The 19,121-nt window shown below is 64.8% G+C and carries 16 protein-coding genes; 15 read left to right on the plus strand and 1 reads right to left on the minus strand.

Annotated elements, in window-relative coordinates; genetic code table 11:
* Positions 1 to 117: 117 nt before the first annotated feature.
* A complete protein-coding gene (locus ACSFBE_RS04055; RefSeq protein WP_435489096.1) occupies positions 118 to 273 on the minus strand; it encodes a hypothetical protein in 156 nt (51 codons plus the stop codon).
* A gap of 299 nt (positions 274 to 572) precedes the next feature.
* Here ACSFBE_RS04055 and ACSFBE_RS04060 point away from each other — a divergent pair, with 299 nt between their 5' ends.
* The 15 genes from ACSFBE_RS04060 to ACSFBE_RS04130 all read left to right on the plus strand — a co-directional run bounded on the left by ACSFBE_RS04060 (position 573) and on the right by ACSFBE_RS04130 (position 19,057).
* Positions 573 to 770, plus strand: coding sequence for a ribbon-helix-helix domain-containing protein (locus ACSFBE_RS04060; RefSeq protein ID WP_435489097.1), 198 nt, complete (start codon positions 573 to 575; stop codon positions 768 to 770).
* Entirely contained in the window at positions 767 to 3,439 is a 2,673-nt protein-coding gene (locus ACSFBE_RS04065; RefSeq protein WP_435489098.1) for a TrlF family AAA-like ATPase, read from the plus strand. The genes ACSFBE_RS04060 and ACSFBE_RS04065 overlap by 4 nt, the downstream gene beginning before the upstream one ends.
* A 15-nt stretch (positions 3,440 to 3,454) precedes the next feature.
* Complete coding sequence (locus ACSFBE_RS04070) at positions 3,455 to 4,705, plus strand: RNA-binding domain-containing protein (protein WP_435489099.1); 1,251 nt, start codon at positions 3,455 to 3,457, stop codon at positions 4,703 to 4,705.
* 458 nt (positions 4,706 to 5,163) lie between these two features.
* A complete protein-coding gene (radC, locus tag ACSFBE_RS04075) occupies positions 5,164 to 5,700 on the plus strand; it encodes a RadC family protein (RefSeq protein ID WP_435489100.1) in 537 nt (178 codons plus the stop codon).
* A gap of 292 nt (positions 5,701 to 5,992) precedes the next feature.
* Positions 5,993 to 6,265, plus strand: coding sequence for a chromosome partitioning protein ParB (locus ACSFBE_RS04080; protein ID WP_435489101.1), 273 nt, complete (start codon positions 5,993 to 5,995; stop codon positions 6,263 to 6,265).
* Positions 6,262 to 6,792 (plus strand): DUF2840 domain-containing protein, encoded by a 531-nt coding sequence (locus tag ACSFBE_RS04085; protein WP_435489102.1) that lies wholly within the window; start codon positions 6,262 to 6,264, stop codon positions 6,790 to 6,792. Before ACSFBE_RS04080 ends, ACSFBE_RS04085 begins: the two co-directional genes overlap by 4 nt.
* Complete coding sequence (locus ACSFBE_RS04090; RefSeq protein WP_435489103.1) at positions 6,789 to 7,322, plus strand: S26 family signal peptidase; 534 nt, start codon at positions 6,789 to 6,791, stop codon at positions 7,320 to 7,322. Before ACSFBE_RS04085 ends, ACSFBE_RS04090 begins: the two co-directional genes overlap by 4 nt.
* A gap of 965 nt (positions 7,323 to 8,287) precedes the next feature.
* Positions 8,288 to 8,611 carry a hypothetical protein gene (locus tag ACSFBE_RS04095; RefSeq protein ID WP_435489104.1) on the plus strand — a complete coding sequence of 108 codons (324 nt, stop codon included), beginning with the start codon at positions 8,288 to 8,290 and terminating at the stop codon, positions 8,609 to 8,611.
* 162 nt (positions 8,612 to 8,773) lie between these two features.
* Positions 8,774 to 10,012: a TolC family protein gene (locus ACSFBE_RS04100; protein ID WP_435489105.1), complete on the plus strand. Its 1,239-nt coding sequence runs from the start codon at positions 8,774 to 8,776 to the stop codon at positions 10,010 to 10,012.
* Positions 10,013 to 10,038: 26 nt separating this feature from the next.
* Positions 10,039 to 10,632, plus strand: a complete 594-nt coding sequence (locus tag ACSFBE_RS04105) for a hypothetical protein (protein ID WP_435489106.1) — start codon at positions 10,039 to 10,041, stop codon at positions 10,630 to 10,632.
* Positions 10,629 to 11,759 (plus strand): efflux RND transporter periplasmic adaptor subunit, encoded by a 1,131-nt coding sequence (locus tag ACSFBE_RS04110; RefSeq protein WP_435489107.1) that lies wholly within the window; start codon positions 10,629 to 10,631, stop codon positions 11,757 to 11,759. Before ACSFBE_RS04105 ends, ACSFBE_RS04110 begins: the two co-directional genes overlap by 4 nt.
* Before the next feature lie 13 nt (positions 11,760 to 11,772).
* The gene (locus ACSFBE_RS04115) at positions 11,773 to 14,916 is read left to right on the plus strand and encodes an efflux RND transporter permease subunit (RefSeq protein WP_435489108.1); all 3,144 of its coding nucleotides are present in this window, start codon (positions 11,773 to 11,775) and stop codon (positions 14,914 to 14,916) included.
* A 79-nt stretch (positions 14,917 to 14,995) separates the two neighbouring features.
* Entirely contained in the window at positions 14,996 to 15,385 is a 390-nt protein-coding gene (locus tag ACSFBE_RS04120; RefSeq protein ID WP_435489109.1) for a hypothetical protein, read from the plus strand.
* Positions 15,386 to 15,389: 4 nt separating this feature from the next.
* Positions 15,390 to 16,445, plus strand: a complete 1,056-nt coding sequence (locus tag ACSFBE_RS04125) for a DMT family transporter (protein ID WP_435489110.1) — start codon at positions 15,390 to 15,392, stop codon at positions 16,443 to 16,445.
* Between the two features lie 353 nt (positions 16,446 to 16,798).
* The gene (locus ACSFBE_RS04130) at positions 16,799 to 19,057 is read left to right on the plus strand and encodes a PhoX family protein (protein ID WP_435489111.1); all 2,259 of its coding nucleotides are present in this window, start codon (positions 16,799 to 16,801) and stop codon (positions 19,055 to 19,057) included.
* The last annotated feature ends 64 nt before the right edge of the window (positions 19,058 to 19,121 follow it).

Here is a 19,121-nt window from a genome sequence, read left to right on the forward strand (position 1 = left end):
CTCAGCATGAGGCCAGAGTCACTGACACAGCTGCCGCAGCGCCCTTGGGCGTTCTGCGCCGGCCAAAGGCTGAATCAAACAAGATCTGCCCGCCAGCCGTATATTGCGCACAAGCGCTCAGGCGCTCTCCGCGCGAAAATGCAGAGCACGCTCGACGGGCAGCCCCAACTGCCCGCGTACGGACGCCAACTGCGAGGCTGACCCCGCCCAGCTCGCGCATCCCCAGGCCCAGGTCTCAAGAACCAGAGGCGCGGTCGTGTCATCGGAATCCATCTCGGTCAGCAGCCAGAATGGGCCGGCAACCGCAACTTTCGACTCCCCAAGCGCAGTGCATTGCCTTCGAGTAGCAGCTGTCAATGGCCGTAGAGACTCGCAAGCCGCTTTTTCTTCACTTCCGCGACGCCGTCACCGAGTTCCACGACATGCTCTCCCCTGTTAGGCCGACGGAGCGCGCGGCGTCGTGCCCTGATTCACGGGTGACACCTTCAGTGTCCGAGCACTCTCGGTAGAGCCCCCGAAAAGCAAACGCAGTAAGATGAAGCAACTTGATGCAAGTCGCTGCTGATTGACCCATGACCCGTTCTGTCGACACTGAAATCAAACGCGTGACCGTGACGTTGCCCAAGCGGCAGCTCGACGCCCTGCAGACGATCGCCACGCGGGAAGACGTGAGCGTGGCATGGCTGGTGCGCAAAGCGGTCGACAAGCTGCTGCGGCAAGGCCCTGAAATTCCCGTGGCAGACAGTGCCCAACGTAAGGGACGCGCATGAAAAGCGAACCCATTCTCGAGCCCAGCTACACCGTCGCACGTTTCTGGCGGTGTGCCCTACAGGTCAACCCGTCCGGATACCAATCCAAATATCGCGGCGCCGAGCATGGACTGGACGAAGCCAGCTACAACCAACAGGTGCTCGACCGGTGCCTGACCCTTGGGATCAAGGTGGTTGGCGTTGCGGACCATGGCAGCGTCGATGCAGTGGATGGCCTGCGCCAGTTCCTTGAACCGCACGGCATCATCGTTTTTCCGGGTTTTGAGATTGCCTCCAGCGAGAAGATCCACATGGTCTGCCTCTTTCCCGAAGGCACGACCAAGGACCACTTGAATCGCTATCTGGGCAAGCTGTCTCTCACGGATTCCCAAGATACTGTGCAGCCTTCCAGCAAGACCTGTCTCGACCTCGCGCAGATCATTTTCGATCTCGGCGGTTTCTGGTACGCGGCGCACATGACCGGCGCCAGCGGCCTGCTGCGCCTTAACCAGGACGGCGGCGGGCTTGCCCACATCTGGAAGAACGAGACGCTGGTCAAGGCTGGCCAGATTCCCGGACCGCTCAAGGACCTGCCGCAGAACTACAAGCAAATCGTCGTCAACAAGGACCCGAACTATCACCGTGCGCACCACATCGCGCTGCTGAACGCCAAGGACGTGGCCAAGCCCGAAGACCTGGCCGATCCGTGCGCGAGTTGCTGGATCAAGATGACGCGGCCGAGCTTCGAGAGCTTCCTTACCGCATTCAAGGACCCGGATTCGCGCATTCGTCTCGGATTGCCGCCGGAAGCGCACTACTCACGCGTGGAAAATCTGCACTTTCATGGCGGCTACCTCGACGGCATCGGCATCGAGCTGTCGGCACATTTAAATGCAGTGATCGGCGGACGCGGGACCGGCAAGTCGACGCTGGTCGAATGCCTGCGCTACGTGCTCGACGTGCCGCCGCGCGCGGTCTCCGCGCGGCGGCAGCACGATGAAATCGTCAAGGCAAACCTGGGTGCCGGCGGTCGCATCGAACTCGCGGTGATTTCGCGCGCGCAGAACGGCCGGCACTATTCGGTGTCGCGCCGCTATGGCGAACCTCCTGTCGTTAAAGACGACTCGGGACAGGTTTCGACCCTGCAGCCGCGCGATCTGATGCCGCGTATCGAAATTTACGGCCAGAACGAAATCTTCGAACTGGCCCGCGATCCCGCCAGCCAGACAGCCATCCTGAATCGCTTCCTGCCGAGCGGCAGCACCCTTACTAGCGAACTCGGCGCCGTTGCCAAGCGACTGACCGACAACCGCAGCAAGCTGCTGACCGCCGCGCGCCAGAGAGATGAGTTGCAGGCTCAGGTTGCACGGCTGCCCAAGCTGACCGAACAGGTGCAGCAGTTCAAGTCGCTGGGCCTTGAAGACAAGCTGGCTTTGGTGCCTCAATTGGAACGCGAGAAGCAACTCGCCAAGCGCGTCAGCGAAGAACTCACCCGCGTGGCCGAGGGATTGGCCTCGCTCGACGAGAGCCTTCCCGATACCGCGTTCCTCAGCGATAAGGCGCTCGACGGGCTACCACATGCCAACATCTTGATCAGCATGCGCGCCGCCCTGGATGCGCTCAGCGAGAAAGTCATTACCCAACTCGCGGGGCTGCGCAAGCTGCATGGTGCAACAGCGACGGCGACCAATGCACAGCAAGTCGAGCTGAAGATCAAGCTCGATGCCGAATCAGTGGCCCTTGAGAAGGTCTTCGCAAGCTTGCCCGCTTTCGCCGGCAAGCCGGGCCGCGACGTGGGCCGAGCCTACCAAGAACTGCTACGCGACATCGAAACCATCCGCCCCAGCGAAGCGCGCGTGAGCACCATCGACAAGTTGTTGCATGAACTGGAGAGCCAACGGCGCAACCTGCTAGACGAGTTCTCTCAACTGCGGGACCAGCGCACGGACGATTTGCGCAAGGCAGCCAAGAAACTCAATCACAAGCTCGACGGCAAGCTGAGGCTGAATCTGAAGGTCGGGGCGCAGCGCAAGGCACTGAAAGAGTTTTTGCTTCAGGTTCCCGGCCTCGGAGAAAAGAAGCTTGCCTGGATCGATCAATCCGGCGATGACCTGACCGTGCCCGCATTGGTCAAGGCGATTCGTGACGGGGAAAGCGCCATCAAGACGCTGACATGGGACTGGGGGATGCAGCCCTCAGTGGTCGAGGCCCTGGCCCGCCTCGACCGCAGCTTGGTGCTTGAACTCGAAGAAATCGACCTTCAAGACCGGATTCTGATCGAATTGAACATCGCGCACGAGGGTGAACTCTTCAAGCCATTGGATCAGCTTTCGACGGGGCAGCAGTGCACGGCGATCCTGCACCTGCTGCTGCTGGAGAACGACGACCCGCTCATCATGGACCAGCCCGAGGACAATCTGGACAATGCCTTTATCGCCGAACGGATCGTGACCCAGTTGCGGGGTGCGAAAACCGAACGGCAGTTCCTGTTCGCCACCCATAACGCAAACATCCCGGTGTTCGGCGATGCCGAGTGGATCGGTATCTTCTCGTCCGATGGCTCCCATGCACAAATGCCTGCCGAGGCACAGGGCTCCATCGACGTGCCGGCGATCCGTGAGCGCGTCGCCGAAATCCTGGAAGGCGGCCGGGAGGCGTTCTCCCAGCGCAAGGAAAAGTACGGGTTCTAGAGAGAGAAAAGATTGATGCTTAAGACTGAGTTGCTGGAAATCATTGCGAACGGCGAAAACTCGGGCGTCGAGTTCAAACGCGATGACATCCGCGCCGAAGCGCTCGCCAGGGAAATCGTCGCGATGGCCAACCTGCGCGGCGGCATGGTCCTGCTCGGCGTCGAGGACGACGGCACAATTTCCGGCATCCAGCGCGAGGACCTCGAGACCTGGGTGATGAATGCCATCCTTGGGCACGTGCATCCCATGCTGCTGCCGTTCTACGAAGTCGTTGCGCTCGATGACGGCAAACGCGTCGCGGTGGTCTCGGTCACGATGGGAACCAGCAAGCCGTACGTCCTTCGCCACAACGGCCGCGAAGACATCTATATCCGCGTCGGAAGCACCGTGCGATTTGCCGACCGCGACCAGCAAGCGCGACTGTTCGCAACGGGAGGCTTGCTGCACAGCGAAACGATGCCCGTCTCCGGAGCCGCTTTTGATGCCTTGGACCGCGAACGCCTGCAAGACTATCTGCTGAGCTACGCTGGCGACCGTGAGGTGCCGGCGACGGAGGATGCGTGGCTGAATCGCATGATGGGCTTGGGCTTCATGACCGACATCCATGGCGCGGCGCCTGTTTGCACCATCGCCGGCCTGGTGCTATTCGGTCGCACACCGCGCCGCTTCCTGCGCCAAGCTGGCATCCGGTGGATGGCGTTCAGCGGTATCGACAAGAGTTACCAGGCGCTTGACGACACGATCCTTGATGGCCCCCTTGTTGGCCGCTTCGCACGCCAGAATGGCAGCTCGCGCGAGCTGATCGAACGCGGCCTAATCGAAGACCTGATGGACAGGCTGCAAGGCCAGCCTCTCGTCAGCACAGAGGGCGAGAACCTGGGCGATGGCTTGCGCCGGGAGCGCATCTGGCACTACCCGCCCGAGGCCTTGCGAGAGGCGGTCGTCAACGCGCTGGCGCACCGCGATTGGACCCGCACGCTCGAAGTCGAGATCGTCGCCTACTCGAATCGGCTCGAAGTCCTCAGCCCGGGCGCGCTGCAGAATTCGATGACCGTCGAGAAGATGCTCGCGGGACAACGCTCGCCCCGCAACACAACTATCGTCGGAGTATTGCGCGACTACGGATATGTGGATGCGCGCGGCATGGGAGTGCGTAACAAGATCGTCCCGCTGGTGCGGGAAGCCAGCGGCGAAGAACCCAGCTTCGAAGCGACCGAGGACCACGTGAGAGTGATCCTGCCAAGGTCCGAATCTGCCGCTCAATAGCCTTGCGCGTCACGGCGACTCACGGACCCGCCTCGGACTGGCGCCACGGGCGGAGATCGAACCCCGCCAAGCGCAGTAGTCAATGTCAATGGTTGACTCGCTGACGTGAGATGGGGCTTCGTCGATTTGCATAGCGCCGGGCATCTCCCGGCGAGCCGGGCCGCGCTGTACGTGCTGCGCATCGAGCCACCTGCAGCATCTCGCCCCTTCGGCTCCCATCGCTGATGCCTTCGCGGCGATGCCACTGCGCGCTGCGCTTGCCAGTGAAATGCGGGCGCGCGCTGTGGCGTGGGGGCTGGCTTGCTGTTCCCTTCATCCTTGCACACCGTTCTCGCGGTCAAGGTCTGCGCGTGCTGCGCACGCTGGCGTCCTGCCGGCCGTCTGCTAACCTGTGACAGCTGCGCTGCGGCGTGCCAGTTCCGGTCTCGGGCAATCCCGCCCGATCACTGGAGTTCGCCATGTCGCACGATCTGTTCTCTTCTCTCGATTCCTTCGTTGCTGTTTCCTCTGCTGCCTCTTCACTGCTCGTTCGTGATGTCGCGGGCGAGTACCGTCCGGCCGATTCCGACGAGGTGCTGCAGGCCGCGCAGCGGGTGTTGGCGGGTCGAATGCGTGGCAGCGACGTGCTGACGTCGCCGGCGGTGGTCAAGGACTTCCTGCGGACTCGGCTGGGGAATCTGCCGCATGAGATCTTCGCGGTGGTGCACCTGGACGCACAGCATCGGGTGCTCGACTACGTGGAGATGTTCCGGGGTACGTTGAGCCAGACATCGGTGTATCCGAGGGAGGTGATCAAGGATGCGCTGAGCCGGAATTTAAGCGCTCTGCTACTGGTACACAACCATCCCAGCGGGTCGCCGGAGCCGTCGCGAGCGGACGAACATCTGACGCAGACATTGAAGTCGGCGGCGGCGCTGGTCGACGTGCGGGTGTTAGATCACCTGATCGTGGCGGGCGACTCGGTCCTGTCGATGGCGGAGAAGGGACTGATGTAGGCAGCGAGGGCTTCGGCCCTCTTTTTGTTTCTCTTCATCGTGCGCGCTGCGCGCGTGTCTTGACTCCAGGGGTCGACCTGCGGCCCACCCCGCCGCGTTGCACTTGGCGCCCCGGAAGTCCGCCGAACAGGCTGCGCGTGATCGGCTTGTGCATCCTGCCGATGGCGCGATGCGCGCTCTGGTTCCCTCCAGCCAGCGTCGCCGCTGGCCGGCTGGTGAGCGAAGTGGCGCCGCAGTGCGCGGCTGCGCGCGAGATCGCGGCGCTCGTGCAAGCGGTTGTGGAGGTGTTGAGATGACGGAGCCGATCCCATCGAAGACGCCGCGCCGCGCGCCCATCGGGCGCAGGCCGGCAGCCGATCCTGCGACGGCCTGGGTGCATCGGGAGAACGCGGGCGGTCGAGCCGTCGAGCCGGCGAAGGGTGAGGTGTTCACCGCGCGGCTCACCATCGATGTGACACCCGCGCTACGTGGGCGCATCAAGGTGATCGCGTTCGGACGCGGCATCACGGCGGCCGACATGCTGCGCGAGTTGCTGGAGCGAGAGTTTGCGGAGGGCAAGGCATGAGCACGCCGAATGCAAGCCACACGTCGGCTTCAACGCAACCGTGGCCGCTGTCGGCCCTGGCGCCGCAGCCGATCCACATGAAGGTCTCGCCCGCCTTCGTCGAGCATCGGGTGAACGTCTACTTCCGCTTCGGCGGGCCAGTGCGCGAGATCAAGCTGGACCGCTGGCGTCGCATCGCGGTGCTCGCGCCTGGCTCGGTCTGCTGCCGCATCGAATGGATTGGCAACGACTACGGCACTGCGCTGTGGCAGCTCATGGTGCTGCAGGCGCCGATGCCGTTCGACGGCATGCAGCGCGTGGCCGGCGTGTCGCCCGGCGCGCGCATCCTGCTGCGCGCCGATGGCGAGCCGCAGGTCAAGGCGGTGCTCGAAGCGATCGACGCTATCGAGGCTACGGGCATCGAGCCTTGCGATGCCGCGGCCACTTACTGGCGCACAGCCGGCAACCGACTGGCTGCACGGCAGCCGTTGCCGGCGTACACGGCCGAACGCCATGCAGCGCATCTTGCGCGCGAGGCACTGCGATGACACCGCATAGGCACCGCAATGCGTTGCTGGTCTGCGCGGGCATCGCTCTGATGGCACTCGTCGCACCTGCCATTTGCCAGCCTCGAACACGCATCGTCTATAACCCGAGCGACAGCGTCGCGCGCGGCTGGTACCGCAATACTCCCGATGTTGCACCCGACTCGCTACACGTTGGCAGCATCGTTCTCGCTCGGCTTTCCGCCGACGTGGCCGCCTTCGCGGCCCAGCGCGGCTACCTGCCCGAAGGCGTGCCAATCCTCAAGCGTATCGGCGCGGTGGCGCCGCAGTCGGTGTGCGTTCGAGAACAGGTTGTGCGCATCGACGGCGCAGCCGTAGCGACTGCTCGGTTGCACGATGGCGCACATCGCTGGTTACCGGTCTGGACCCAATGTCGCAGCCTCGCCAAGAACGAACCGTTCCTGCTCAGCGACACGAATCCGGCGTCGTTCGACAGCCGCTACTTCGGTCCTGTCGACGCATCTGCGGTGCTCGGCATCGCGATTCCGCTGTGGACATGGAGCAAGCCATGAAGTGGTGCCCATTGGCTCCTCCGACGGCATGCCCTTGCTGCGATGCGCCCACATCCGAGCGGTCGCCGACCATGCGTCCACGTAGGCCCCGAGCCTGCACCGTTCGCGCGTCGATGCTGCGTCCAACCGTGTGCCCACCATGCCGCCGAACTACGGCCGTAACGGTGTTTCGCCCGCACTCCGACCTGCAGGGAGCCCGGCGCCAGCGTGCAGCGCCTGCTGCACCCGCGCGGCCTTCCAGGCTGCGCTGCGCACCCCGTGCGCGGCTGGCGCATGGGCAGTATGGAAGCCGGAGCCGGGAGCAGATGCGGGGGGCGGAGGCATTGGGCCAGATAAAAGGCACGGCACGCCGTGTCGCTGAAAGCCAGTCTGCACGCGGGTTTGGCGCGGCACCGCGAGGATGCTCGCGTGTGCCGTGCAGGCACCGTGACCCGCATGGCTGCGGGCTCTGCCGCGTGCCGTTCGCTATGGGCTGCGCCACGTTGCACTTGCGTCGCCACCATGGGAGGCAACGGCCGCTCACAGGCGGGGGCCCTCCTTTTACTCGCGGCCAGATACATAGCCCATGCTCAGAGTCAGCCTGCCAGCAGCACTTCCTAGTCATCGAGCTGGAACGGGGGGGTGCTCGCCGTTAGGGAGATTTCTGATCGAGCAGGGACTTACCTGGCGCTGGCCTTCCATGCGCCGCGGCAAACCCCTCAAGCCGCAAAAAACTACGGCTCTTTGGCCCACAGGGGCTGTTGAAACCTCCTAAGAGCAGCCACTCATTTGGTTCGAGAGGAGAAATCGTGCCGTCTCGCAGTTCAGATCATTGCCCTGCCCTTTGGTCCTTGCGGCTTCCGGCTCTTGGCTCTCTCAGCCTCACTTTGGCGTCGATTCCCTTGCGCCCACAGGGCAAAAGCTCTGCGGTCAAATCGCTCGGCTAGACTCACGAGATGCGCCGCGGGCTGGTCCTCGTTCTTCTCATGATCTCTGCCTTCTGGCAGGTGATTGCCATAGCCGGGCAGGCCACGGCCTTCGGCAGCACGGACGAGGCAGCGCATGCACTGCTGCACTGGCAGGAAGAAAACCACCATCACCATGACGATGGGTCGGTGACACAGGACGACTCGGACGAGTCGCTCCAGCACGTTATCGCCGATGCATGCCTCAGTTCGATTGCCGTGTGGACGACCGCATCGTTCAGTTTCGCTCCGGCCAGCGTCCTGCGACCCGACACTCGCACCAACGCAGCCTTGCCTGCCCCAACGCCTGACGGCCTTCGACGGCCTCCTCGACTGACCGCCTGAAAACGCCGTTGCTCGCCCCGCGTCCGCGCGGGCGGGTCGTTTTCATGCTGACACCTTCCATGGCTTTCGCCCGTGCGCCCCTGCGTGCGGTTACGCGCCGTGCAGGCTGTCTCCAGGTCCGTCAGGAGTCCAGTGAAGCCCGTTCCATCGTTCGTGTCCTGCATGCTCGCAGGCATCACGGCCATGGGGATCGCCCTACCTGCCAATGCGCAGCCAGGCCCCCCCATTCCCCACGCGGCGCCAGCCGCCAACATCACCCTCGTCCAGGCGGTTGAAGCCGCTTGGCAGCGTGCCGTGTCTGCTCGGGAGACCGATGCCCAGACTGCGCGTGCTCGCGCCGACCAGGTCGCTGCAAGCAGCCTGTCGGCGGGTCCGCCCGCCTTCGAAATAACGCACCTCAACGACCGCGCGCACTCGAATGCAGGGCGTCGCGAAACCGAGGTCGGCATCGCCTGGCCACTGTGGCTGCCCGGTCAGCGCGACGCACGCCTGGCCGCAGCGGACGCCGAACTGAAGCTGGCCGACCTTAACGTCGCGGCCATGCGCCTGCGCCTGGGCGGCCAGGTGCGCGAGGCCGCCTGGAAGCTCTCCGCGGTCGATGCCGAATTGCAAGCGTTCGGTACACAGAAGCGATATCTGCAGGGAATCGCCGACGATGTACGGCGGCGTGTCGGCGCGGGCGATCTCGCGCGCTCAGACACCCTGGCAGCACGCGCCGAGCTATTGGAGGCCGAAGCGGCAGAGAGCGAGACGGCACAACGCCTGGCGGCGCTGCGCCTGCAATGGCGGTCGCTGACCGGCTTCGAGGTGGCGCCCGTCATGCGACTGCCCGAGACACCTCACCTGCCCGATGTCTTGTCGACGGACATCAGCACGCATCCAGAGCTGCGCTTGGCCACCCAGGCGGTCGAACGTGCACGCCGACGGCTCGATGCCGTCAACATCTCTCGGCGCGATGCACCAGAGCTGTCGGTGAAGTACCGCGAAGAAGCGCCCGGATTCGGCGAAGGCACCCAGCGTGGGATCGGCGTGGGCATTCGCATTCCCTTTGGCACCGACGGACGCAACGCGCCGTTGCAGGCGGCCGCAATCGGCGATCTGGACATCGCCGACGCCAACGAGCGGCGCTTGCGCGACCAGCTACAAGCGGACCTGCAGGCGGCCCGTAGTGCCGTGCAGCGCGGCGCCGAGCAACTGCTGGGGGCGCGCGAACGCACCGCTCTCCTGCGCGAACGCGCGCAACTCATCGGCACGTCGTTCAAGGCCGGCGAAACGCCGCTGCCCGACCTGCTGCGCGCGGTGAATGCTGCCGCCCAGGCCGATGCCGCGCTCGCCCGCCAGCAGGCCGCACTCGGCCTGGCACACGCTCAACTCCAACAAGCTTCCGGAATTTCTCCATGACACATCTCTTCTCATGGCAACGCCTGGTGCGCGTGCTCCTTCCTCTGCTCATGATGGCTGGCACCGCCAGTCTCGCCGCACCGGGAGCGTATGGCCCCAACGGCGAACATCTCGACGGCCCCGCACCGGTTGCAGGATCCGGCAGCACCGCCCCCCGGTTCGAAGCAAAGTCGGAAACCTTCGAGATGGTCGCGACCTTGCGCGACGACGAGCTGTCGATGCTCATCAACCGGTTCGAGACCAATGAGCCGGTGCTCGACGCGAAGGTCGAGGTGGAAGCGGGCGGCCTGAAAGCACAGGCCAAGTTTCATGCCGATCTGGGTGACTACGCGGTCGACGATGCCGCCTTCCTCAAGGCGATGAAAGCGCCCGGCGAGCACGCCGTGGTCATCACGGTCCTTGCCGGCGCCGACAGCGACCTGCTCGATGGCACGTTGAAGACAGGCAATGCACAGGTCGACGCACATGGGCATGCGCACGACGAGGGTGCCGGGCACGGCCACGGACTGTCGCTCACGGCCTGGCTGGCCATAGCCCTGGCCGCGCTCGCGGCACTGGCCTGGATTCTCGGCCGACGCCCTGCAGGACGCCAAGCCGCGGTGACGGGAGGTGCACGATGAAAGCGCCGAGCCTTCTCTCCATCGTCCTGATGCTCGGCACCGGTGCGTCCATGCCCGTCCTCGGCGCACCCGGCGCCCATGGCCCCAATGGCGAACATCTGGATGCGCCCACTAGCGTGAATGCATCGGGCCTCGCTCGCCTACCCGACGGCAGCGTTCAGGTGCCCATGTTGGCCCAGCGACGCATGGGTATCCGCACCCTGATCACTCCGGAGAGCGACGCTGCCGCCACGGTCGAACTGTCTGGACGCATCGTGATGGACCCGAACGCGGGCGGGCAGGTGCAAGCTATGTCTGGAGGCCGCATCGAACCAGGTCCGCGGGGACTCCCCCTGGCCGGGCAGGCCGTGCGGCGCGGCGAAGTGCTGGCCTACGTGGTCTACCGCGCCGACCCGTATGCGCAGGCAAACCAGCAGTCCCAGCTCGCGGAACTTCGCAGTAACCGCGAACTCGCAGCCCAGCGCGTACAGCGACTCCAGTCCCTCGAAGGCACGGTGCCGCGCAAGGACATCGATGCGGCCCGCGCCGAACTGCAAAGCCTCACGGCGCGCGAGCGCAGCATTGGCGCCAGCCTAGGCGCGCGCGAACCGCTCGTTGCACCCGTCTCCGGCGTGATCGCGAAGGCCAGCGCTGTGGCTGGGCAGGTCGTCGAGGCACGCGATGTGCTGTACGAGGTCGTCGATCCAGGACGCGTCCTGGTCGAGGCCACAACCGCCGACCCGGCGCTGCCGGCCAAGCTGGCTGGGGCCCATCTGCAAGAGGTCGCTGGCGCGAGACTCGAACTCGTCGGCGCGGCACGCAGTCTGCGCGACGGCGTCTTGCCGCTAACCTTCAAGGTCCGGGCGGGATCGGCTGGCGGTGCACTGCCGCTTGCCATCGGCCAGCCGGTAATCCTGGTCGCCGCGCTCAAGGAAAGAACGAAGGGCTATGTGCTGCCGGCGCAGGCCGTTGTGCGTAACAGTGCGAACGAGCCGATCGTCTGGATCAAGTCCGGTGCGGAGCGCTACATCCCGCAGCCCGTGCAGTTCCGCGCGCTCGATGCGGCCACCGTCGTGGTCACGCAAGGCCTCGGCGCGGACAACCGCGTGGTCGTTCAGGGCGCATCCCTGATCGCCCAGATCCGCTGAACGGAGCCACGCGATGTTCAATTGGATCGTTAGAAGCAGCCTGCACAACCGGCTCTTCGTGCTGGCAATTGCCGCACTGTTGTTGGTCTATGGCGCCGTCACCGCCTGGCGTGCCCCGGTGGATGTGTTCCCCGACCTCAACAAGCCGTTGATCACGGTGCTGACCGAGGCGGGTGGCATGGCGCCCGAAGAGGTCGAGCAACTCGTCACCTTCCCGCTAGAGACGGCACTCAACGGCATGCCGGGCGTGACACGGGTGCGGTCGACCTCCGGCGTCGGCCTCTCCATCGTCTACGCCGAGTTCGATTGGGGCACGGATATCTACCGCAACCGGCAACTCGTGGCCGAGCGACTGACCGTCATCGGCCCCCAGCTTCCGGCGGGCATCACGCCGGTGATGGGGCCGGTGTCGTCCATCATGGGCGAGGTGATGCTGATCGCCTTGCCACTCTCCACAGGCGACGGCAAGACATCCGCCGACCCAATGCAGGCACGCGAGTACGCGGACTTCGTGTTGCGGCCCCGCTTGCTGTCGATCGGTGGTGTGTCGCAGGTCATCCCCATCGGCGGTGACGTGCGGCAACTGCGCGTGGAGCCGGACACCGCCCGCATGGCGCAGTTCGGCGTGTCGCTCACGCAGGTGGAGCAGGCGCTGCGCGGCTTCGCCAGCAACGCGGGTGGTGGCTTCATCGACCTCAACAGTCGCGAGTTCCTGATCCGACACCTGGGGCGCACCAACCGCGTCGAGGACCTCCAGGGCATCGCCGTGGCGTGGAAGGACGGGCGTGCGGTGCTGCTGGATCAGGTGGCCAACGTGCGCTTCGCTGCGGCGATGAAGCGCGGTGACGCGGGCTACAACGGCGCGCCGGCCGTGATCGTCAGCGTGCAGAAGCAGCCCGACGCGGACACGGTCCAACTCACGCGTGCGATCGAAACGGCACTCTCGGAGCTCAAGCAAGGACTGCCGGCCGGTCTGGCGCCGCCGAAGGTGCTGTTCCGCCAAGCCGATTTCATCGAAGCCTCGATCGGCAATGTGAGCGAGGCGCTGCGCGATGGCGCGATCATGGTCGCTATCGTCCTCTTCGCCTTCCTGCTCTCGGCGCGCACGACCCTGATCTCCCTGGTGGCCATCCCGCTTTCGCTCGCGGTGACGGCGCTGATGTTCAAGCTCCTGGGCCAGTCGATCAACGTGATGACGCTGGGCGGTCTGGCCATTGCCATCGGCGAGCTGGTGGACGACGCGGTCGTCGATGTCGAGAACATCGTGCGACGACTCAAGCAAAACCGAACCGCTGAGAATCCGTTGCCGACGCTGGAGGTGGTACGCCAGGCCAGCGTCGAGGTGCGCTCTGGCATCGTGTACGCCACGGCGATCGTCGTGCTTGTCTTCATCCCGCTGTTCGCTCTGCCGGGCATTGAGGGGCGCCTGTTCTCGCCGCTGGGGATCGCCTACATCGTCTCCATCCTGGCGTCGATGCTGGTATCGATGACGGTCACGCCAGTGCTCTGCCACTATCTTCTTCCCCGCATGAAGCGGCTCGACCATGGCGACAGCCCGCTGGTGGCGCGGCTCAAGCGCTGGGACGAGAAGGTGCTGGGCTGGTCCTTTTCGCGGGCGAAGCTGCTCATCGCGCTGGCCGTCCTGGCGGTCGCGGCAGCCGCCGCCAGCGTGCCGTTCTTCCCGCGCGCTTTCCTGCCGGCCTTCAACGAAGGTTCGCTGGTCTTGGGGATGGTGTTCAACCCGGGCACCGCGCTCGCTGAGGCGAACCGCATGGGGGCGCTGGCCGAGACGCTGATCGCGGAAGTGCCCGAGGTCACGCAGGTCGGCCGGCGCACAGGACGTGCCGAACTCGACGAGCATGCCGAAGGCGTGCACTCCGCCGAGATCGACGTCGACCTAAAGCGCTCGGCGCGCGATCGGGAGACCATCACGGCCGACATCCGTGCGCGCCTGTCCGTGCTGCCCGCACAGGTCGCGATCGGCCAGCCGATTTCGCACCGGCTAGACCATCTTTTGTCGGGCGTTCGCGCACAGATCGCGCTCAAGATCTTTGGCGAGGACACCGACACGCTGCGCGGTCTGGGTGAGCAGATGCGCCAGGGGCTTGCTGGGATACCCGGCTTGGTTGACCTGACCGTCGAGAAGCAGGTGCTGATCCCGCAGATCACGGTGCGCATCGATCAGCGCCGGCTCGCGCAGACCGGACTTTCACCCGGCGAGGCAGTGCGCGTACTACAGGCGCTGACCGACGGCGCGCACGGTGCGGACATCGTCGACGGCCTGCGTCGCTACGAGTTGGTGCTGCGCCTGCCCGATAACCGTCGCAGCCCACAGGATTTGGCTGCCACACTGATCGACACGCCGGCAGGACGCTTGCCCGTGTCGAGCTTTGCCACCGTGCAGGAGACCGATGGCCCCAACCAGATCGGTCGCGAGAACGGGCGGCGGCGCATCGTGGTCTACGCAAACACCGATGGGTCGGACATGGGCCGCGTCATCGGCGACATCCGGGCGGTCATCGCCAAGACGAACCTGCCGGCGGGCACCTTCATCAGCCTCGAAGGCCAATTCCAGGCGCAGGAGCAGGCGATGAATCTGATCGTTGGCCTGTCCCTGGTGTCGCTGGGTCTGATCTTTCTGGTGCTCTACGCGCGCTACAAGTCGAGCGTGCTGGCTGCGATCATCATGGCCAATATCCCGCTCGCGCTGATCGGCAGCGTGGTGGCAATGTGGATTGCAGACGTGAGCCTGTCGGTGGCGTCAATGGTCGGATTCATCACCCTGGCCGGCATCTCGACGCGCAACGGCATCCTCAAGGTCAGCCACTACATCAATCTGTGCAAGTTCGAGGGCGAGACCTTCGGCCAGGCCATGATCGTGCGCGGCTCGCTGGAGCGGCTCACGCCTGTGCTGATGACCGCCCTGGTGGCTGCATTCGCGCTGACGCCGCTGCTGCTGGCTGCCGATGCGCCGGGCAAGGAAATACTTCATCCGGTCGCGGTGGTCATCTTCGGCGGTCTGATCAGCTCGACCCTTTTGGATACGCTGCTCACGCCGGTTGTGTTCTGGCTTTTTGGTCGGCAGGCCACCGAACGGCTTCTCCATGCGGACGAACCGGCCGGCGCCCTGCCATCGAAGCTGCAGGAGGCGTACTGAACGAGCCCCGACATCCAAGATCACACAGGCTTCGCGCGCTGCCTGCTCTTGAAAGCGCGCGACTGAACAAAGGAAAACCATGACAAAGATCTTTTCTGCCAAGGCGCTCACGGGCGCAGTCCTGCTGTCCCTGTCCACCTTGGGTGCGACCTCCGCATTCGGGCACGGCGCCGCGCCCGCATCACACGGCGGCGTCGTGCAGAGCGCCAACGACATGTCGTTCGAGTTGGTCGCCATCCCCGACGGTGCCGTCATCTATGTCGTTGACCATGACGATGCCTACGACGCCAAGCAGATGAGCGGCAAGCTCACCGTGCTGAACGGGGCGAACAAATCCGAGGCCGAACTCAAGGCGGCGGGTGGCAACAAGCTGGAAGCCAAGGGCGTCTCGCTGGGCAAAGGTGCCAAGGTCGTCGCCATCCTGACGGAAGGCCGCAAGACCACCACCGTGCGCTTCACCGTGAAGTGACCTCATGAGCGCGTTGCATCTACCCCTGCCAGCCCTCCGCGGAGGCGTTCTGGCACTTCTGGCTGCAGCGCTGTTCGGGGTCAGCACGCCGCTGGTCCAACACTTCGGACGCGGCCTTGGCGCCTTCACGACGGCCGCCTTGCTCTATGCGGGCGCGGCGGCCGTCGGCGTGGCATCGTGCCGCGGTGTGGAGCGCGAGGCCCGAATGGTCCGCGGCGACATCCCAAGGGTGCTCCTGATGGCGGCCTTCGGTGCCGTGCTCGGCCCCGTGGCCCTGGCCTGGGGCCTGCAGCACACGAGTGGCACGAGCGCGTCGCTGATGCTCACGCTGGAGGCGCTCTTCACGGCATTGCTCGCTCGCATGCTCTACAAGGAAACCATGGATGGCCGCGTCTGGGCGGCCATGCTGCTCCTGCTCGCTGGCGGCGTGGCACTGGTGCTCGATCAAGGTCGAACCGGCGGCACGCAACTCTGGGGCATGCTGGCCGTTCTGGTGGCGACGGCTGCCTGGGGCGCCGACAACACACTTTCTCGTGCCTTGGCCGAGCGCGATCCGGGTCAGGTTGTTTTGGGCAAGGCAGCGATCGGAGCCGCCGCCACCGCAGTCCTGGCGGTGCTCCTCAAGGAACCTATGCCGGCCTGGAGCACGGTCGCCATGCTGCTCGCGGTGGGGGCCAGCGGCTATGGGCTGAGCCTGCGCTTCTACTTGCTGGCGCAGCGCGCCTTCGGAGCGGCACGAACGGGCTCGGTGTTCGCTTTTGCACCGTTCATCGGTGCAGCCTTTGCGATTGCTCTGGGGGATCGCAGTGGGACGTGGCTGATGGCAGCCGGCGGTGCGCTGATGATCCTGGGCGTGACGCTGCACCTGGCTGAGTCGCATGGGCATACGCATGACCACGAGCGCTTGGGCCATGAACATGCTCACACGCATGACGATGGTCATCATGATCACACGCACAGTGAACTGCCGACCGGCTCGCACAGTCACCCGCATGTCCATGAGCCGATCCGGCATGCCCATCCCCATGTGCCAGATGCACATCACCGCCACGAGCACTGAGTCACGGCAACTCGTCGCTCGGCCTTGAACCTTCACCAAGGCCGCTGGAGGTCGTCCGCGAGGAGGCCTGGTGGGCGGCACCGTACCTGGCCGGGCGCCGGCGCCCTCCCAAAAGCGCCTGAGGCCTCGGGCGAACTGCGCCTGATCTAAGCAAAGCCACACTCGGCTTTCTGACGCACGCCTGCGCGCGCGTCTCCACCTTCGGTATTTCCACCGCACCTAGCGTCCGGTTTGCCGCATCTCCTTTCCCGTTAGAAGCACGTAGTGGCTTTAAGTACTTCCGCCTCATTTCACCAAATCGTCATCCAGCCTCTCTAGATTCTTCACTTCCACGAATCTAGAAAGATCGATGCATGACGAAGACCCGCGACATCTCGACCGTTGACTTCAACGACGAGAACTCGAACACATCCCCCAATCCGACCTTTGACAGCGTCCTGACGGCCCGCCTGAGCCGGCGCGGCCTGCTACGCGGCGGCGTTGGCACTGCCGGCACCGCCTTGCTCGGAAGCATGGCACTCGTCGCCTGCGGCGGCGGAAACGATGACGATGTCCCGCCTCCAGCGCCCGCGCCTCCGCCAGCTCCACCGGCTCCAGCACCTGAAAAACTCCTGGGCTTCCAAGCTGTTCCGAAGAGCCTTGCCGACGTGGTGAGCGTGCCGGCTGGCTATACCTTCAGCGTCCTCTACGCATTGGGCGATCCACTCACCACAGCTACGCCCGCATTCAAGAACGACGGTACCGACACGTCCTTTGAAACTCGCGCCGGCGACCACCACGACGGCATGGAATGGTTCGGTCTGGACGCTAGCGGTAAGGCCTCTCTCACTGCGACCGACCGCGGCGTGCTCGCGGTCAATCACGAAGCGACTACGAACGAGTCGCTGGCCTCGTTCTTCCTGCATGCCAACGGCGGCACGAACACCTTGCCGCGTCCCGCGGCTGAAGTCGACAAGGAAGTTGCCATCCACGGCATCTCCATCGTCGAGGTGGTGAAGACTGCCGGCAAGTGGGCGACCGTGCCGGGCTCCACCCTGAACCACCGTCTGACCGCTCTGAGCGATGTCGAAATCGCTGGTCCTGCACGTGGCAACGCGCTGCTGGTCACCAAGTACTCGACCGATGGCACGCGCACGCGCGGCACCTTGAACAATTGCGGCACCGGCAAGACGCCGTGGGGCACGTTCCTGACCGGTGAGGAAAACTGGTTTGGCTACTTCACCCGTGGCGCTGCCGACGATGCCGCACGTGGTGACAAGAGCGTCGTGGCGCTCAAGCGCTACAGCAGCACTCAGGGTGGTGCCTCGCGTCATGGCTGGGAAAGCGCTGGCCCTGACGACAAGTACGCTCGCTGGAACAACAGCAAGTTGGGCGCGTCGGCCACCGGCGCTGATGACTACCGCAACGAGCTCAACGGCATGGGCTACATCGTCGAGCTCGACCCACTCGACAAGACAAAGCCCGCTCGCAAGCGCTCGGCGCTGGGCCGCTTTGCGCACGAAAGCGCGGCCTTCGGCATCCCGGTCGTCGGCCAGCCCCTGGTGGTCTACATGGGCGACGACGCCCGCAATGAGTACACCTACAAGTTCGTGTCGACCGCCCTGTGGTCGGCCGCTGACGCGACCGCAGCGGACCGCATGGCGATCGGCGACAAGTACCTCAATGCCGGCAAGCTGTATGCGGCCAAGTTCAACGCCGACGGCTCCGGGACCTGGCTCGAACTTAGCTTCTCGAACCCTGTCGTCTCGGGCTTCCCAGGCTATGCGTTTGCCGACCAGGCCGACGTGGTGATCAATGCACGTCTCGCGGCTGACGCAGTGGGCGCGACCAAGATGGACCGTCCAGAGTGGGGCGGTGTGAACCCTGCCAACGGCGAGATCTATCAGACGCTCACCAACAACAGCAATCGCCGCGTCGAACCCTCGGGCAGCTCGCAACTCGCACCTGACGCCTCGAACCCTCGTGTCTACACAGACATGAAAGGTGCAACGCCTCAAGCTGGCAACCCGAACGGCCATCTGCTGCGCATGAAGGAAGGCGCTGCCGGCGGGGCAGCGACGAATTTCACCTGGGACATCTACCTGTTCGGCGCAGAAGCTGGCGCGGACAAGGGCATGGTCAACATCTCAAACCTCACCGCGGATCAGGACTTCTCGAGCCCTGACGGCCTGGTCTTCAGCCCTGCCACCGGCATCTGCTGGATCCAGACCGACGATGGCGCGTACACGGACGTGACGAACTGCATGATGCTCGCCGCGCTCCCCGGCAATGTGGGCGATGGTGGCGCCAAGACGCTGAGCTACACCAAGGCAGACACCACCAAGCTGGACGTGTTGACCCAGGTCGGAAAGGCACCCACGGTGGACACGTTGAAGCGTTTCCTGGTGGGGCCGGCTGGCTGCGAGATCACCGGCCTGGCAGAAACGCCGGACGGCAAGGCCATCTTCATCAATATCCAGCATCCGGGCGAAAGCACCAAAGCCGCCGACGTGGCGGATCCGACGAAGTACACCAGCCGCTGGCCAGCCAATGCGGGCTACGGCGCTGGGTCGCGGCCGCGTTCGGCGACGATCGTGATCACGAAGAACGACGGCGGGCGCATCGGCACCTGACCTGAGGGGGCGCCGCAGGCGCTTGCTTGAAAAGGAAACACCCGGCTTTGCCGGGTGTTTTTGT

The organism is Variovorax sucrosi, assembly GCF_051216635.1.
Lineage (GTDB): Bacteria > Pseudomonadota > Gammaproteobacteria > Burkholderiales > Burkholderiaceae_C > Variovorax.

Coding starts and splice junctions, on each gene's coding strand:
- ACSFBE_RS04055 (WP_435489096.1), bottom strand. CDS start 273: ATGGATTCCGATGACACGACCGCGCCTCTGGTTCTTGAGACCTGGGCC.
- ACSFBE_RS04060 (WP_435489097.1), top strand. CDS start 573: ATGACCCGTTCTGTCGACACTGAAATCAAACGCGTGACCGTGACGTTG.
- ACSFBE_RS04065 (WP_435489098.1), top strand. CDS start 767: ATGAAAAGCGAACCCATTCTCGAGCCCAGCTACACCGTCGCACGTTTC.
- ACSFBE_RS04070 (WP_435489099.1), top strand. CDS start 3,455: ATGCTTAAGACTGAGTTGCTGGAAATCATTGCGAACGGCGAAAACTCG.
- radC (WP_435489100.1), top strand. CDS start 5,164: ATGTCGCACGATCTGTTCTCTTCTCTCGATTCCTTCGTTGCTGTTTCC.
- ACSFBE_RS04080 (WP_435489101.1), top strand. CDS start 5,993: ATGACGGAGCCGATCCCATCGAAGACGCCGCGCCGCGCGCCCATCGGG.
- ACSFBE_RS04085 (WP_435489102.1), top strand. CDS start 6,262: ATGAGCACGCCGAATGCAAGCCACACGTCGGCTTCAACGCAACCGTGG.
- ACSFBE_RS04090 (WP_435489103.1), top strand. CDS start 6,789: ATGACACCGCATAGGCACCGCAATGCGTTGCTGGTCTGCGCGGGCATC.
- ACSFBE_RS04095 (WP_435489104.1), top strand. CDS start 8,288: ATGATCTCTGCCTTCTGGCAGGTGATTGCCATAGCCGGGCAGGCCACG.
- ACSFBE_RS04100 (WP_435489105.1), top strand. CDS start 8,774: ATGCTCGCAGGCATCACGGCCATGGGGATCGCCCTACCTGCCAATGCG.
- ACSFBE_RS04110 (WP_435489107.1), top strand. CDS start 10,629: ATGAAAGCGCCGAGCCTTCTCTCCATCGTCCTGATGCTCGGCACCGGT.
- ACSFBE_RS04115 (WP_435489108.1), top strand. CDS start 11,773: ATGTTCAATTGGATCGTTAGAAGCAGCCTGCACAACCGGCTCTTCGTG.
- ACSFBE_RS04120 (WP_435489109.1), top strand. CDS start 14,996: ATGACAAAGATCTTTTCTGCCAAGGCGCTCACGGGCGCAGTCCTGCTG.
- ACSFBE_RS04125 (WP_435489110.1), top strand. CDS start 15,390: ATGAGCGCGTTGCATCTACCCCTGCCAGCCCTCCGCGGAGGCGTTCTG.
- ACSFBE_RS04130 (WP_435489111.1), top strand. CDS start 16,799: ATGACGAAGACCCGCGACATCTCGACCGTTGACTTCAACGACGAGAAC.